The following is a 15,290-nucleotide window of genomic DNA, read 5'->3' as shown; positions in this document are numbered from 1 at the left end:
CTCCTCGCAGGCCGTGTCCGGGCGTCCCGGGAGGCGGCCGGCGGCCCGGACGAAGGGCGGCGGGGGAGAGGCGGCCGGGTAGGGCGCGCCGTGCCTTCCCGGCCCGGTACGTCCTGCCCGCCCGGGGCGGCGCGGGAGCGGTCCGTCCCGCGGGTGCGAGCGTGGTGCGGGCACCGGCTGCCGGCCGCCGCGCCATGCGCCCTTTTCCGTCAAGTCCCCGGATGGATGGCGGGATTCGTTCTGTCCTGTCGGCTGTCGTTCGTGACAACGTTATTTCCGCACTGAAACAAACATGATCGAACTTCCTCACTCAACAAGAGCCGCCAGTTTCCTTCCCCTTCGAGGAGGATTGTGCGCACCCGCCTCAGAAACCGACTCGCGTTGCTGCTCGCCGCGGTGCTCGGCTTCGCCGCACTCACCGCGGCGCCCACCGCGGCCGCGGCACCCGACGACGACCCGGTGGAGATCCACGGCCTGAAGGGCGAGTACTACACCCATTCCGCCCCCGGCACCTTCGACTTCCACGAGCTCAAGGCCACCGGGTTCGACCCGAACCTGGACTTCGACAACCTCGAACCCCGTCTGGCGTTCGCCACCGGGCAGTCGGACCACGTCAGCGTCCGCTGGACCGGCCGGATCGTCCCGGAGAAGACCGGCGCCCACACCTTCTCGATCATCGGTGACAACGGCTTCCGCCTCTGGATCGACGGACGGCTCGTCATCGACTACTGGGTCGACGAGTGGGACCGCGAACAGACCTCCGCCCCCGTGGAGCTGACCGCCGGCCGGGCCCACGACTTCAAGCTCGAGTACTTCGAGCACTACGGCGGTTCCAACCTGCACGTCCGCTGGACCGAGCCCGGCGGCACCAAGAAGCCCGTCCCGCAGTCCGCCTTCCGCCTGCCCGAGGGCTCCACCTACGACGGCGCCATCGCGGCCACCGTCCTCGGCGACGGCCGCACCCTGAAACTCGACTTCGCCCAGAAGCTCGCCGCCCCGCCCACCGGTCTCACCGACCACTTCCAGGCCGTGATCGGCGGCGCCGCCTGGCCGCTGGGCGACGTCCGGCAGGACCCGGCCGACCCGCGCGCCCTGCTGGTCACCCTGAAGGAACCGGTCGTCGGCAACAAGACCGGCACCGCCCGCGGCACCGCCGACATCCGCTACGACGGCAAGGGCGGTCTCGCCCGGGCCGACGGCACCCCGATCGGTTCCTTCTGGAGCAGCGGCCCGAACCGCTCCACCTATGAGCTGCGCACGCCGTGGGCCGACCAGGTGGACCCGGACGACGTCCTGCCCGAGTACCCGCGCCCGCAGCTGACCCGCCCTCAGTGGAGGAACCTCAACGGCCGCTGGCAGTTCGCCCCGGCGCGGGCCGGTGAGCAGCCGCCCGTGGGCAGGAACCTGCCCGAGCGGATCCTCGTCCCCTACCCCGTGGAGTCCCAGCTCTCCGGTCTTCAGCGGCACGAGGACCGCATGTGGTACCGCCGCACCTTCACCGTCCCGGCCGACTGGGGCATCGGACACGGCAAGCGGCTGCGGCTCAACTTCGGTGCCGTCGACTGGGAGGCCGTCGTCTACGTCAACGGCGTCAAGGTCGCCGAACACCGGGGCGGCTACGACAAGTTCAGCGCCGACATCACCGACGCCCTCAAGCCGGGCCGCACCCAGGAACTGATCGTCGGCGTGTACGACCCGACCGACGCGCGCGACGGCGAGAACCCGCCGCTGGGCAAGCAGAGCCTGAACCCGAGCGGCATCTGGTACACCCCCAGCTCGGGCATCTGGCAGACCGTCTGGATGGAGCCGGTCGCCCGCGACCACGTCGACTCCCTCAAGCTCACCCCCGACGTCGAGAAGGGCCGCCTCACCGTGGAGGCCAGGGGCGTCCGCGCCGGCCTGCCGATCACGGCGACGGCCTACGACGGCAAGCGCCCGGTGGCCGTCGCGCACGGACGCACCGGCAGCCCGCTCACCCTCACCCTGCGCAACCCGCGCCTGTGGACGCCCGACGACCCGTTCCTGTACGGCCTGAAGGTGACCGTGGGCACCGACCGCGTCGGCAGCTACTTCGGGATGCGCTCGGTCGCCGTGGAGAAGGTGAACGGCGTCCCCCGTACGCTCCTCAACGGCAAGCCCGTCTTCCTGATGGCCACCCTCGACCAGGGCTTCTGGCCCGACGGCCTGCACACCGCGCCCACCGACGCGGCCCTGGCACACGACCTGAAGGTGCACAAGCAGCTCGGCTTCAACTCCGTGCGCAAGCACATCAAGGTCGAGCCCGACCGCTGGTTCTACTGGACCGACCGGCTGGGCCTGATGGTGTGGCAGGACATGCCCTCCATGACCCCCGGCGTGCGTCCGTCCGCCGCCTCCCGGGCGCAGTTCGAACGCGAGATGAAGGAGATGATCGACGAGCACTACAACCACCCGTCGGTCGTCATGTGGGTCACCTTCAACGAGGGCTGGGGCCAGTACGACGAGGCCCGCATCGCCGAGCAGGCCAAGCAGTGGGACCCGACCCGGCTGGTCAACGGCATGTCCGGGATCAACCTGGGCGTCGACGGCGGCGCCGGCGACATCCTGGACGAGCACGGGTACCCGAGCCCCGCGCTGCCGCCCCGCCCGGACGGCAGAAGGGCCCTGGTCAGCGGTGAGTACGGCGGACTCGGCCTGGCCGTGCCGGGACACGCCTGGTCGGTGCAGCAGAGCTACATCGACGTGAACCCGGAGACGTACACCGACGACTACCTCACCAAGCTGGACGAGGTGCGCGCGCTCGTCTGCCGCGGCAGCAACGGTGCGGTCTACACCCAGATCAGCGATGTCGAGGGCGAGCTCAACGGCCTGCTGACCTACGACCGCAAGGTGCTCAAGCCGGACGTGGCGCGGGTGAGGGACGCTCAGAAGGCGCTGATCCGCGATGCGTCGCGCGCGACACCCGCGGGGTGCCCGGCCGGCTGACCCGCAGACCCGATCATGCGGGGAGCGACGTCTTCCCGGGAGGTCACCCCGCATGCGAAGGATCCTGCGCCTGTGCCTGGCGGGGGCGGTGGCGGCATCCGTGCTGACCGCCGCCCCCGCCCCCGTACGGGCCGCCGAGACGCACGACGCCCGGCCCGCCGGTCCGGCCGCCCCGGCCGATCCGGTCGACCTGGTCGATCCGTTCATCGGCACCGCGAACGAGGGCAACACCTTCCCCGGCGCGACCGTGCCCTTCGGCATGGTGCAACTCTCGCCGGACACCGGTCACTTCGCCGGCTACAACTACGCCCACCACCGCATCCGCGGCTTCTCCCTGATCCATCTCTCCGGCGCCGGCTGCCGCATCGGCGGCGACCTGCCGGTGCTGCCGACCGTCGGGGACGTCACCCGGACGGACTATGCGCAGTACGCCGTCCCCTTCCGGCACGAGGACGAACGGGCCGGCCCCGGCTACTACCGGGTCGTCCTCGGCAACGGCGTCCGGGCCGAGCTGACGGCGACCACCCGCACCGGTGTGCAGCGGTACACCTTCCCCGCCACCGACCAGGCCAACGTCCTGCTCAACGCCGGCCAGGCGCTGCACCGGACGGTCTCCTCCGAGGTGGAGATCCTGGACGACCGCACCGTACGGGCCACGATCACCGGCCGCGGCTTCTGCGAGGACACCGAACCGTACACGGTCCACACGATCACCCGTTTCGACCGGCCCTTCACCGCCCACGGCACCTGGGACGGCACCACCGTCACCGAGGGGGCGAGAAAGGGGCGCGGGGGAGCGTACCTCCGCTTCGACACCACCCGTGACCGCACCGTGGAGGCGACGACCGCGCTGTCCTACGTGGACGCGGCCGGTGCGGCGGGCAATCTGCGCGCCGAGGGCGGCCGTTCCTTCGACGCCGTGCGCGCCGCCGCCCGGCGCGCCTGGGCGGACCGGCTGCAGACCGTGCGGGTGCACGGCGGAAGCACCGCGCTGCGCCGCACCTTCTACTCGGCGCTGTACCGCTCCTTCCTCGCGCCCAACACCGGCAGCGACGCCGACGGCCGCTACACCGGCTGGGACCGGCGCGTCCACCGGGCCGAGGGCTTCACCTACTACCAGAACTGGTCGCTGTGGGACACCTACCGCACCCAGGCCCAGCTCCTCGCCCTGCTGGCGCCGGACGAGGCACGGGACATGGCGGTCTCCGTGGTCAAGGTCGCGGAGGAGAGCGGCTGGCTGCCCAAGTGGGGCCATGCCACCGTCGAGACGAACGTCATGACGGGCGACCCCGTCACCCCCTATCTGACCACCGCCTTCCACCAGGGCCTGCTCAAGGGCTACGAGGAGCGGGCGTACCGCGCCTTGAGACGCAACGCCGACGGGGTGCCGCCCGCCGGCTCCCCGGCCCTGGGCCGCAACGCCAACCCGGACTATCTGACCCGCGGCTTCGTCCCGTACGTCAAGGGGCACCGGCTGCCGAAGCCCGGCCACTCCGACCACGCCTTCGGGGCCTCGGCGACCCTGGAGTACGCCCTGTCGGACGCGATGCTCGCCCAGATGGCCCGCGCCCTCGGCCACCACGAGGACGCCGCACGGTACGCCGCCCGCTCCCGCTCCTACCGCCGTCTGTTCGACCCGTCGACCGGCTTCTTCCGCGCCCGTGACGCCTCCGGTGCCTTCACCGGACCGGCGGACCCGGCGCGGAGCGTGGGCTTCCACGAGGGAACGGCCTGGCAGTACCAGTGGCTCGTGCCGCAGGACCTGCCCGGCCTGATCGAGCTCATCGGCGGCAGACGGGCCGCCAACGACCGTCTCGACGCGTTCTTCGCCTACGACCGGCTCCTGCGGGACCCGGAGCGCACCGCCCGCGAGGTGTGGGTGAACAAGCCGTACGCCTTCTACGGCGCCGCCACCTACAACCCGCTCAACGAGCCGGACCTCGCCGCGCCGTACACCTATCTGTCCACGGGACAGCCCTGGAAGACGGCCGACGTGGTGCACGCCGCGCTGACCCTGTTCACCGACGAGCCGGACGGACTGACCGGCAACGACGACCTCGGCACCATGTCCGCCTGGCACGTGCTGTCCTCCATCGGACTGTTCCCCGTCCAGCCCGGCCACCCCACCTGGGGGCTGTCCACACCGGTCTTCGAACGCGTCGACCTCCGGCTGGACCGGCGCCACCACCCGCGCGGCGGCCTCACCATCACGGCGCCGGGCACCTCGCGGACGAACCGCTACATCCAGACGGTCACTGCCGACGGAGTGACGTACGACCGGACGTATCTGACCACCGACGCACTGCGCCGTCTCGGCACCCTGCACCACACCGTGGGCCCGCGCCCATCGGCGTGGGGGACGTCCCGGCAGGCCGCGCCGCCCGTGCTGCGATGACGGCGACACGCACCGAAGGCCCCTGCGTCCCGCTGCTTTCTCCCGGAACGGGACTTAACCTGATGTTAACTGTGCGTAGCTTGATCGTACTTGACCGTCATCATTCAAGGGCGGTTGACTGCAGACTCATCCACCGTCGACGCGAGGCAAGCCATTGACCCCCGACCTGCTCGCTCCCCTCGACCTGGCGTTCTGGAACATCGAGTCCGCCGACCACCCGATGCACCTCGGCGCACTCGGGATCTTCTCGGCCCACTCGCCCACCGCAGGGGCGCACGCGGCCGACCTGCTGGCCGCCCGCGCGGCCGGCGTGCCCGGTCTGCGCATGCGCATCCGGGACGTGTGGCGGCCGCTCGACCTGCGCAGACCCCTCGCCCACGGCCTGCGCCAGCCGTTCAATTTCTTCGGCGGCGCCGCCCGTGAGCCCGACCCCGACTTCGACCCGCTCAACCACGTCCGGCTGCACGCCCCGGTCGCCGGCTTCCACGCCATGGCCGGCCGGCTGATGCAACGCCCGCTGCAGCGCGACCGTCCGCCGTGGGAGGCCCATGTGCTGCCGGGCGAGGACGGCGTCTCCTTCGCCGTGCTGTTCAAGTTCCACCACGCCCTCGCCGACGGACTGCGCGCCCTGACCCTCGCCGCGGCCGTGCTCGACCCGATGGACCTGCCCACCCCGCGGCCCCGGCCGCCCGAGCCGAAGCGGGGACTGCTGCCCGATGTGCGCAAGCTGCCCGGCGCGCTGCGCAACGCCCTGTCCGACCTGGGCCGGGCCCTGGACATCGGCGCCTCCGTCGCCCGCTCCTCCCTCACCACCCGCTCCACACCGGCCCTTGTCGCCGAGCCCACCGGAACCCGCCGCACCGCCGGGGCGGTCGTCGACATCGACGACGTGCACCTGGTGCGCAAGGCCGTCGGCGGCACCGTCAACGACGTGCTGATCGCGGTCGTCGCCGGTGCCCTGCGGCGCTGGCTCGAGGAGCGCGGCGACTCCAGCAAGGGCGTCGCACCCCGCGCCCTGATCCCGGTCTCCCGGCGCCGGCCGCGCACCGCCTATCCCCAGGGCAACCGGCTCTCCGGCTATCTGATGGAACTCCCCGTCGGCGTCCCGGACCCGCTGGCCCGCCTCGACGCCGTCCGCAGCGCCATGGACCGCAACAAGGACGCCGGCCCCGACCGGGGCGCGGGCGCCGTCGCGCTGCTCGCCGACCATGTACCGGCCCTCGGCCACCGGCTCGGCGGACCGCTGGTCGGCCAGGCGGCCCGGCTCTGGTTCGACATCCTGGTCACCAGCGTGCCGCTGCCCGGGGTCGGTCTGAAGCTCGGCGGCCACCCGCTCACCGCCGTCTACCCCTTCGCCCCGCTGGCCCGCGGCCAGTCCCTGGCGATCGCGATCTCGACCTACCGCGGCCAGGTCCACTACGGCTTCGTCGCCGACGCCAAGGCCGTCCCGGACCTCGGTCTGCTGGCCCGCGCCGTGACCGAGGAGGTGGAGACCCTGATCACGGTCTGCGGGCCCTGACCGCCGCCGTTTTCCCCCGGCGCCCGGAGCTGCCGTACAATCCCCCGTTCGAAAGCGGCGCGACGCGGAGCGCCGCACGGGTGATCAGGGAACGGCAGCGGGATGACGGTGACAGACGACGGCTCGGCGACCACGGACGAGGCGGCGTACGGACCCGGCATCGACCCCGAGCGTCTCGCCGTGTGCCTGAGCGTGCTCGAGGAGCTCGACCGGCTCGAGGTCGACCACCCGGACGCGATCCGGGTGCGCCGGGCCACCTCGCACATCTACCGCATGGTCAAGCGCCGCCGCCGCCAGGAGCGCCGGGCCGCCAAGACCGCGCACGACCGGGCGATCACGGAAGCCACGGCCACCGGCTCGGCCCAGCGGATCGACGACGAGACCGCGGGCATCCTGCCCTCGTCCAAGGTCGAGCCGGGGAGGATCGCGGGCATACTCCAGCGCCCGCGCTCCTGCTACATCTGCAAGACCCGCTACGTCGAGGTCGACTACTTCTACCACCAGCTCTGCCCGCCGTGCGCCGCCGAGAACCGCGCCCGCAGAAACGCCCGCACCGACCTGACCGGGCGGCGTGCCCTGCTCACCGGCGGCCGTGCCAAGATCGGCATGTACATCGCCCTCAAGCTGCTGCGCGACGGGGCGCACACCACGATCACGACGCGTTTCCCGAAGGACGCCATCCGCCGCTTCAAGGCCCAGCCCGACAGCGACGAGTGGATCCACCGGCTGAAGATCGTCGGCATCGACCTGCGCGACCCGGCCCAGGTGGTCGCCCTCGCCGACTCGGTCGCGGCCGAGGGCCCGCTGGACATCCTGATCAACAACGCCGCCCAGACCGTACGGCGCTCCCCGCAGGCCTACCGCGAGCTGATCGCCGCCGAGTCGGCCCCGCTGCCGGCCGGTGAGCTGCCCGCCTCCGAGGTGATCGGCACCTTCGACTCCGGCGCGGTCGCCGCGCTGCCGGTGGCGGGCGCCGCCGCGCTGACCGCCCAGGAGGTCACCGACCTGGCCCTGGTCTCCGGCTCGGCGTCCCTGGAGCGGATCGAGGCCGGCACCGCCATCGACGCGGGCGGCCTGGTGCCCGACCTGCACGACACCAACAGCTGGGTGCAGACGGTGGAGGAGGTCAGCCCGGTCGAGCTGCTGGAGGTCCAGCTGTGCAACTCGACGGCGCCCTTCATCCTGATCAGCCGGCTGCGCTCGGCGCTGGCGGCCTCGCCCGCCCGCCGCACCTACATCGTGAACGTCTCCGCCATGGAGGGCGTCTTCAACCGCGGCTACAAGGGCGCCGGCCATCCGCACACCAACATGGCCAAGGCCGCCCTGAACATGCTCACGCGCACCAGCGCCCAGGAGATGTTCGAGAAGGACCGCATCCTGATGACGGCCGTCGACACCGGCTGGATCACCGACGAGCGGCCGCACCCCGACAAGGTCCGCCTGGCCAAGGCCGGTTTCCACGCCCCGCTCGACCTGGTCGACGGCGCCGCCCGTGTCTACGACCCGATCGTGCGCGGCGAGGCGGGCGAGGACCTGTACGGCGTCTTCCTCAAGGACTACGCCCCCGGCAAGTGGTGAGCGAAAAACCCCGGCGGCGGCGCTCCCGCCGCACCGCCCCGTCCGGCGGGGCGGCGGTCACCGGTGCACGGTCTGCGCGGGATGTGCGCGCCGGTCGGGCCGCAGCCGGCACCGCTCGTACCAGACGTCCCTGACGTCGCGCCAGCCCGACTCGTCCGGCCGGGAGTTGCGCGCCGCGACCAGCTCCAGGACCGTGCGCCAGTCCTCCAGGACACCGGCGCCGAGGGCGTGGGTGCGGGCCTCCTCGGCCGCCTGGCGCAGGGACAGGGCGTCCTCGTCGAGCAGATGACCGGGGGCCGCCGTGTGCTGCCGCACCAGGCGGGAGACGCGCTCGCCGAGCAGGCCGCGGACCGCCTCGGCGGCGAGGGCCGCCGACTCCTTCGCGTCCCTGCGGGCGCCCGTTCCCAGCATGTGGCCGATGCCCTGGACCAGGCCCGCCACCTGGAGCTCCTTGTCGGCCGGGTGGCGTCGGCGCAGCAGGGCGGCGGTGCGCAGCGCGTGCTCGTGCGCGTCGACACCGCCGCCGCAACCGTCCGGTGCGGTGACGGTGCCCCGGCAGGCGTACAGCAGGTCCATCAGCGCCTCGACGCTGCGCAGCTCCATACGTCGGTCCTCCGCGAGACGGCCGTCGTGGTGGGTCGGGGGACGGGCCCGCGGTCCGGCCGACGGTCCCTACTGTCCCGTAGCCGTGGTCCGCGTAACCCGCAGGGATGAATCCCGTGACGTCCATGATGTGACAAACCGGCTTGTAAACGGTCGAACCAACACACCTGACTTCGGATGGTTACCCGCTCTTTACGGCGCTATCGAGCAGGGGGCCGCTCATTTGGTTAATCTGGAAGGGACGGGCAGCACACAGGGGTCCATCCACACCCATGGTCCGTCCCGGGGTGAGCAGGTGCACAACGGCCTGCCCGGACCTCAGTTGCCGGCGCCACCGCGTCCGAGATGCCGATGAAGCCAGACCCGAACGGGCGTCAGGCGCCGCCGCGAGAACGGCCGGATGCCCCGAGGGTGACCGACACATAAGGAGTGCGCGGTGACACCGGAGAAGACGAATTCCGACGAATGGCCCACGGAACGCACGGAGCGCACCGGCCGGAAGCCCGGGGACCTCGGCAGCCTCGACGTGTGGGCCCGGTCCGCTCCGATCCGCCTGGCGGGTTACGAGGACGACCTCACCGAGCCGCACATCCTGCGCAGCGTGGACTGACCCGGCAGGCAGCACCGTGTTCCTGATCGCATGGGTGTGCGAGATCGCATGAGTGTGCGAGACTCGCACCCATGCTGATCAGGGAAGCAACGGCTGACGACTGGCCGCACATCTGGCCCTTCTGGCACCGGATCGTCGCCGCCGCCGAGACCTACAGCTGGGACCCGGACACCTCCGAGGAGGAGGCCCGGGAGCTGTGGATGAATCCGGTCAAACAGGTGTATGTCGCCGAGGACGACACGGGAACGGTCGTCGGCTCCGCCTATCTCACGCCCAACTACGGCGGCCCCGCCGCCCGCATCGCCAACGCGGGCTTCATGGTCGACCCCGACCGGTCCGGCCAGGGCATCGGCCGGGCCCTCGCCGAGCACGTCCTCGCGGCCGCCAAGGCCGCCGGCTACCGGGGCATGGTCTTCAACGCCGTCGTGGAGACCAACCCGGCCGTCAAGCTGTGGACCTCCCTCGGCTTCCGGATCGTCGGCACGGTGCCGGAGGCGTTCGAGCACCCCCGGCACGGCCCGGTCGGGCTGCACATCATGTACAAGGCGCTCTGAACGCGGCATGGACCAGGCCGCCCGCCCGCGGACCGGGCGGGCGGCCGTGGAGTGCTTCGACCAGCGGGCCCGGGCGGCCGTCCCCCGCGGGCTGCCGGCAGGGCGGGCCGGAGCCGATCCGATCACAGGCCCCTGCCGCGAACCCCCTGATGCGGCACAAACCCGTCCGTGTCCACCGGAACGGAGCGACTCCTCCGGTCCGTTCGTGCCGGCGTCGGCCCAAGCGCCGGCGCTCCGGGGACGTCCCGGGTTCGGGCACACGCCTCAAGGCTCACAGACCAGCCGTCCGCCGCCACGGGCGCAGGGTCTCGAGCTGCTCCGCCAGGTCCAGCAGATCCGCCTCCGAGCCCGGACGGCCCACCAGCTGCACGGCGCAGGGGGCGCCGGAGGGCAGCGTGCCGAACGGCACGGCCATCGCGGGCCACCCGGTCAGGTTCCACGGCGGCGTCATCGGCGAATAGCTGCTGTTGGCCAGGACATTGCGCAGCCAGCCCCGCTCGTGCCAGGGCCCGGCCTGCGGGGAGCGGCGGGCCAGCGCCGGGGTGAGCAGCACGTCGTGCTCGGCGAAGAACGGCTCCAGCCGCCGGCGCAGCCGCTCCCGGTCCGTGCTTGTGCGCACCCCGTTCAGGAACCGCCGGCCGATGGCGGCGTGCACCCGGGTGCGCCGGGCCAGCCGCCGCGGGTCCAGCCCGGCCGCGTCCACGGCCGTGCCCGCCGACCAGTACCGCAGAGCCGTGACCCCCAACGACCTCGGGTACGGCGGGTCCGCGCGGCGGACCCGGTGACCGGCCCCGGCGAGCAGCCGTGCCGCGTCCCTGGCCGCGACGGCGTACGGCCTGCTGACAAAGGCCCCGGCGAGCGGGCTGCGCAGGGACACGGCGATCGTGCGCGGAGCCGTCTCCCGCGGGCGCACGGCCCCGGTGCCCGCCAGGACGGAGAGCACCAGCCGGACGTCCTCGACGGTCGTGGCGAGCGGGCCGTTCTCGGACAGGCCGAACCAGTCGCCCTCGCCGATGCCCGCCGGCACCACCCCGTGGCCCGGTTTGATGGTGACCAGGCCGCAGACGGCGGCCGGGATGCGCAGTGAGCCCATGCCGTCGTTGCCCAGGGCGACCGGGACCATGCCGGCCGCGACCGCCGCCGCGCTGCCGCCCGAGGAGCCGCCCGCCGTCCGGGTGAGGTCCCACGGGTTGCGGGCGGTGCCGTACACCCCCTCCGTGGTGCCGAAGACGCACAGCTCGGGCACGTTCGTCAGCCCGACGACCACCGCACCCGCCGCCCGCAGCCGGGCCACCGTGACATGGTCCTGCTCGGCGGGGGCGTCCGGGGTCGCGGCCGATCCCACGCGGCAGGACTCGCCGCGCACCGCCAGGTTGTCCTTGACGGCCACCGGCACGCCCGCGAGCGGCAGTTCGGCCAGGTCGCTGCGGGCTCCCACCTCGTCGGCCTCGGCGAGCGCGGCCTTGGCGCGGACGGTGCGGAAGGCGCCGACGCGGCCGTCGAGCCGTTCGATGCGGGCGAGGTGCTCGGCCACCACCTCACCGGGCGTGGCCCGCTTCTCACGTACGGCGGCGGCGATCTCGGCGGCACTGCGGCCCACCCAGTTGGTCACGAGCGCTCCTCGGAAGGGGACGGACAGGGGCGTACTGGCGAGTACGTACGGAGAACTCTGCCCGGGGACGCGTTCCGCGTCGAGAGGTCCGCCGCGGTGCGGCGGGTTTGGTCACGCCCGCCGCGCGGTTTCGGGCAGCCGGGTCGGCGGCAGGTACTCCCGCACAAAGGTGCGGTCCCAGCAGGCGCCCGTCGCGCGCAGCTCCCGCAGGCTGGTGTAGCGGTAGCGGAACAGGCGGGCACGGACGTAGCGCGGTGGCCTGTCGGGCGGGAAGGGGGAACGGCGCAGCAGCTTCAGGGTGTCGCGGTCGTTCCGCAGAAGCCGTTCCACCAGTGCGCCGAACCAGACGCCGGCGTACGCCGGGGACAGCGCCGCGAACCACATCATCCAGTCCAGCCGCAGATGGTAGGGCGCGAACTGGCGGGGCCAGCGCCGGGGATCACCGGGCTTGCCCCGGAACTCGTACTCCCGCCAGTCCGCGTCCTCGCCCGGTGCGTCGTCCAGCGTGCCCTCGAGCACCACCTCGTGGCGGACACGGCTGACGCTGCCGAACGCGCCGTAGGTGTTGACCAGGTGCAGCGGGTCGAAGGAGCGGTTCATGACCTGACGGCGGGAGACCATGTTCATCACGGGGCGGTGGCTGAGGAACACCACCAGCGCGGCGGCGGCGAGCACCACGACCTCGTACCACAGGGGCGCCGCCGGCAGGGACGGCGGGTTCCCCGGGAACCGGACGGCCGACAGCGCCAGCGCGATCGTGAGCCAGTTCAGCCAGGAGAAGTTCCCGGACAGCACCAGCCACAGCTGGGTGACGATCATCAGCGCGGCCGCGGCCGTGGCGACCGGCTGCGGGGCGAACAGCAGAAACGGCACCACCAGCTGCGTGACGTGGTTGGCGGCCACCTCGGCCTTGTGCAGGGGCCCGGGCAGATGGTGGAAGAACCAGCTCAGCGGACCCGGCATCGGCTGCGTCTCGTGGTGGTGGTGCAGACAGGTCAGCCTCCGCCAGCACTCGTCGCCGCGCATCTTGATCAGCCCGGCGCCGAACTCGACGCGGAAGAGGAGCCAGCGCAGCAGGAACAGCACCACCACGGGCGGGGCCACCTCGTCGTTGCCGAGGAAGACCGCCAAAAACCCGGTCTCCAGCAGCAGCGACTCCCAGCCGAAGGCGTACCAGGTCTGCCCGACGTTGACGATCGACAGATACAGCGCCCAGGGCACCAGCCACAGCAGCATCCCGCCCCACAGCGGCAGCCAGGAGTCCGCTCCCGCCAGCAGCGCCGCCGACACCGCGCACCCGGTCCACGCGACCGCGGCGTAGAACCGGTCGGAGTAGTGCAGATGGAACAGGCTCGGCGCCCGCCCGAACGGCACCTGCTCGACGAAACGGGGGATCGGCAGCATGCCGCGCTCGCCGAGCAGCGCCCGGAACTGCAGGGCCGCCGTCAGGAACGCGACCAGGTACACCGCGGCCAGCGCCCGTTGGAAGACCAGGCGGCTCAGCCAGTACTCGGATGCGGTGAACCACTCCACGGCCGTGCGCTCCGCTTTCTCGGCTTTCTCGGCTTTCTCGGTTTTCTCTGCTTTCTCGGTTTTCTCTGCTTTTCCGGCTTTCCCGGCCCGCGGCCCGGCACGTCCCGGCGCGGGACGGCCGGGCCCCGGCCGCGGTCCGGGGCCTCGCCCGTCCGGCTGCTCTCGGCGGGCGAGGGGGAAACAGGTGCGGCACATAATGGTGCCGGACCCCGGCTACCCCGTCCCCGGCTCGAAAAATCCGACAGAACCTGGCAAGGTGTCGCCCATGGCCGAACAGGGAGCGTCCTCCCTGTCCCTCTCGGAGGACTGGCCGGCCCATCCGGACCCCATCCTGGCGCTCAACCGCATGGGCAGCTTCGACTGGGACCTGGACGCCGGTCTGGTGCACATGGACGCCCAGGCGCACCGGATTTTCGACGTCACCCCCGAGGAGTACGACGGCCGCCCGGATCTCCTGGGCGACCGGCTGCTGCGGTCCGACCGCGAGCGCCTGGACTCGCTGGTGGCCCGGACGATGAAGGACGGCCGCGAGAACTACGGGGGCTATGTCCGGGTGCGCCGCCGCAGCGGCACCTTCCGCTGGACCTATGTCCAGGGCTACATCCGCCGTGACGACACGGGCCGCCCGCGCAGAATCATCGGGATCGTCCGGGACGCCACCGAGGAACTCGACGAGAGCGCCGCCCGCCGTGAGAGCGCCCCCCGGGACACCGCCCGGCGCGAGTGGACCAACGTGGTGGAGGCCGCCACCACCGCCCTCGCCCGTGCGCACACCGTCCAGGACGTCATCGACGTCGTCAAGGACGCCCACGGCCTGGCCCTCCTCGGGGCCAGGAGTCTGGTCCTCGGCCTGGTGGAGGCCGACCGCATCCGGCTCGTCGCCCAGGAGCCCGAGGACACCTCGGTGCCCGGCACCCGCGTCACCCGGATCGACGAGCCCTACCCGATGAGCGAGGCCGTACGCACCCTCGCCCCCTGCTTCATCGAGTCCCCGGAGGACTTCGCCGAGCGCTACCCCGTCCTGTGGCCGCACCTCGCCGGCCTGGGCATCACCTCCGCCGCCTATCTGCCGCTGATCGCCCACGCCCGCCCGATCGGCGGCATGGGCCTGCTCTACGGCGACCGGCGCGGCTTCTCGCCGGAGGAACGCGACCTGCTCATCAGCCTCGGCAGCAGCATCGCCCAGAGCCTGCAGCGGGCCATGCTCTTCGAGCGGGAGAAGGACCTCGCCCAGGGCCTGCAGCAGGCCATGCTGCCGCGCACCATCCCCAGCGTGCCCGGCGCCGACGTCGCCGTCCGCTACCGCTCCGGCCATGCGTGCGGCTCCCTCGGCCGGGAGATCGGCGGCGACTGGTACGACCTCATCCCGCTGCCCGGCGACCGGGTCGGCGCCGTCATCGGCGATGTGCAGGGCCACGACACGCACGCCGCCGCCATCATGGGCCAGCTGCGCATCGTGCTGCGCGCCTACGCCGCCGAGGGCCACGCACCGGCCACCGTGATGGCCCGCTCCTCCGTCTTCCTGCACGAACTCGACACCGACCGCTTCGCCACCTGCCTGTACGCGGAGGCCGACCTGTCCACCGGCGTCGTCCAGCTGGTCCGCGCCGGGCACATCGACCCGCTGGTGCGCAGGGACGGCAGCTGCCGGCGGGTCGTCGTCGACGGCGGTCTGCCGCTGGGCCTGTCCGCCGAGTTCGGCAGCCTGGAGTACCCGGTCGGCACCATGGAGCTGGGCCCCGGGCAGTCCCTGGTGCTGTGCACCGACGGTCTGGTCGAGCGGCCCGGCACCGACCTCGACGACGGCATGCACGCCCTCATCGAGTCCGTCGCCCGGGGGCCGGAGGACGCGGAGCAGCTCGCCGACCGGCTCATCGACCTGGCCGAGGAGCGCGGCAGCGACGACGACGTGGCCCTGCTGG

The 15,290-nt window shown here is 72.4% G+C and carries 10 protein-coding genes; 7 read left to right on the top strand and 3 right to left on the bottom strand.

What is annotated here, in order from left to right:
- The first annotated feature begins 351 nt into the window (after positions 1–351).
- The 4 genes from CCN35_RS12620 to CCN35_RS12605 all read left to right on the top strand — a co-directional run bounded on the left by CCN35_RS12620 (position 352) and on the right by CCN35_RS12605 (position 8,456).
- Complete coding sequence (locus tag CCN35_RS12620; RefSeq protein ID WP_086792642.1) at positions 352–2,964, top strand: PA14 domain-containing protein; 2,613 nt, start codon at positions 352–354, stop codon at positions 2,962–2,964.
- 52 nt (positions 2,965–3,016) lie between these two features.
- Positions 3,017–5,359, top strand: coding sequence for a GH92 family glycosyl hydrolase (locus CCN35_RS12615; protein ID WP_086792640.1), 2,343 nt, complete (start codon positions 3,017–3,019; stop codon positions 5,357–5,359).
- Between the two features lie 154 nt (positions 5,360–5,513).
- Complete coding sequence (locus tag CCN35_RS12610) at positions 5,514–6,878, top strand: wax ester/triacylglycerol synthase family O-acyltransferase (RefSeq protein ID WP_067388497.1); 1,365 nt, start codon at positions 5,514–5,516, stop codon at positions 6,876–6,878.
- 102 nt (positions 6,879–6,980) lie between these two features.
- Complete coding sequence (locus CCN35_RS12605) at positions 6,981–8,456, top strand: SDR family NAD(P)-dependent oxidoreductase (protein ID WP_067388498.1); 1,476 nt, start codon at positions 6,981–6,983, stop codon at positions 8,454–8,456.
- Positions 8,457–8,513: 57 nt separating this feature from the next.
- Here the strand turns inward: CCN35_RS12605 and CCN35_RS12600 are convergent, their stop codons facing one another.
- Entirely contained in the window at positions 8,514–9,059 is a 546-nt protein-coding gene (locus CCN35_RS12600; protein ID WP_236560518.1) for a hypothetical protein, read from the bottom strand.
- 436 nt (positions 9,060–9,495) lie between these two features.
- Between CCN35_RS12600 and CCN35_RS27705 the strand changes: the two genes are divergently transcribed.
- Both CCN35_RS27705 and CCN35_RS12595 read left to right on the top strand, forming a co-directional pair.
- Positions 9,496–9,669 carry a hypothetical protein gene (locus tag CCN35_RS27705; RefSeq protein WP_107470372.1) on the top strand — a complete coding sequence of 58 codons (174 nt, stop codon included), beginning with the start codon at positions 9,496–9,498 and terminating at the stop codon, positions 9,667–9,669.
- A 71-nt stretch (positions 9,670–9,740) separates the two neighbouring features.
- Positions 9,741–10,223 (top strand): GNAT family N-acetyltransferase, encoded by a 483-nt coding sequence (locus CCN35_RS12595; RefSeq protein WP_067388500.1) that lies wholly within the window; start codon positions 9,741–9,743, stop codon positions 10,221–10,223.
- A gap of 271 nt (positions 10,224–10,494) precedes the next feature.
- On the opposite strand, the gene CCN35_RS12590 is transcribed toward CCN35_RS12595, so the two are convergent.
- Complete coding sequence (locus CCN35_RS12590; protein ID WP_067388502.1) at positions 10,495–11,835, bottom strand: amidase; 1,341 nt, start codon at positions 11,833–11,835, stop codon at positions 10,495–10,497.
- A 111-nt stretch (positions 11,836–11,946) separates the two neighbouring features.
- The gene (locus CCN35_RS12585) at positions 11,947–13,368 is read right to left on the bottom strand and encodes a lipase maturation factor family protein (RefSeq protein ID WP_086792637.1); all 1,422 of its coding nucleotides are present in this window, start codon (positions 13,366–13,368) and stop codon (positions 11,947–11,949) included.
- Positions 13,369–13,633: 265 nt separating this feature from the next.
- Here CCN35_RS12585 and CCN35_RS12580 point away from each other — a divergent pair.
- A partial coding sequence (locus CCN35_RS12580; RefSeq protein ID WP_086792635.1) for a SpoIIE family protein phosphatase occupies positions 13,634–15,290 on the top strand: 1,657 nt, incomplete at its 3' end.

This window comes from Streptomyces thermovulgaris (assembly GCF_002155915.1).
GTDB lineage: Bacteria > Actinomycetota > Actinomycetes > Streptomycetales > Streptomycetaceae > Streptomyces > Streptomyces thermovulgaris.
The sequence above is the reverse complement of the archived record's forward strand: the minus strand, read 5'-3'. Positions and strand labels throughout refer to the sequence as shown.

Bases quoted from the DNA above. Each gene is read 5' to 3' on its own strand.
- CCN35_RS12615 (WP_086792640.1), top strand. From the start codon at position 3,017: ATGCGAAGGATCCTGCGCCTGTGCCTGGCGGGGGCGGTGGCGGCATCC.
- CCN35_RS12605 (WP_067388498.1), top strand. From the start codon at position 6,981: ATGACGGTGACAGACGACGGCTCGGCGACCACGGACGAGGCGGCGTAC.
- CCN35_RS12600 (WP_236560518.1), bottom strand. From the start codon at position 9,059: ATGGAGCTGCGCAGCGTCGAGGCGCTGATGGACCTGCTGTACGCCTGC.
- CCN35_RS12595 (WP_067388500.1), top strand. From the start codon at position 9,741: ATGCTGATCAGGGAAGCAACGGCTGACGACTGGCCGCACATCTGGCCC.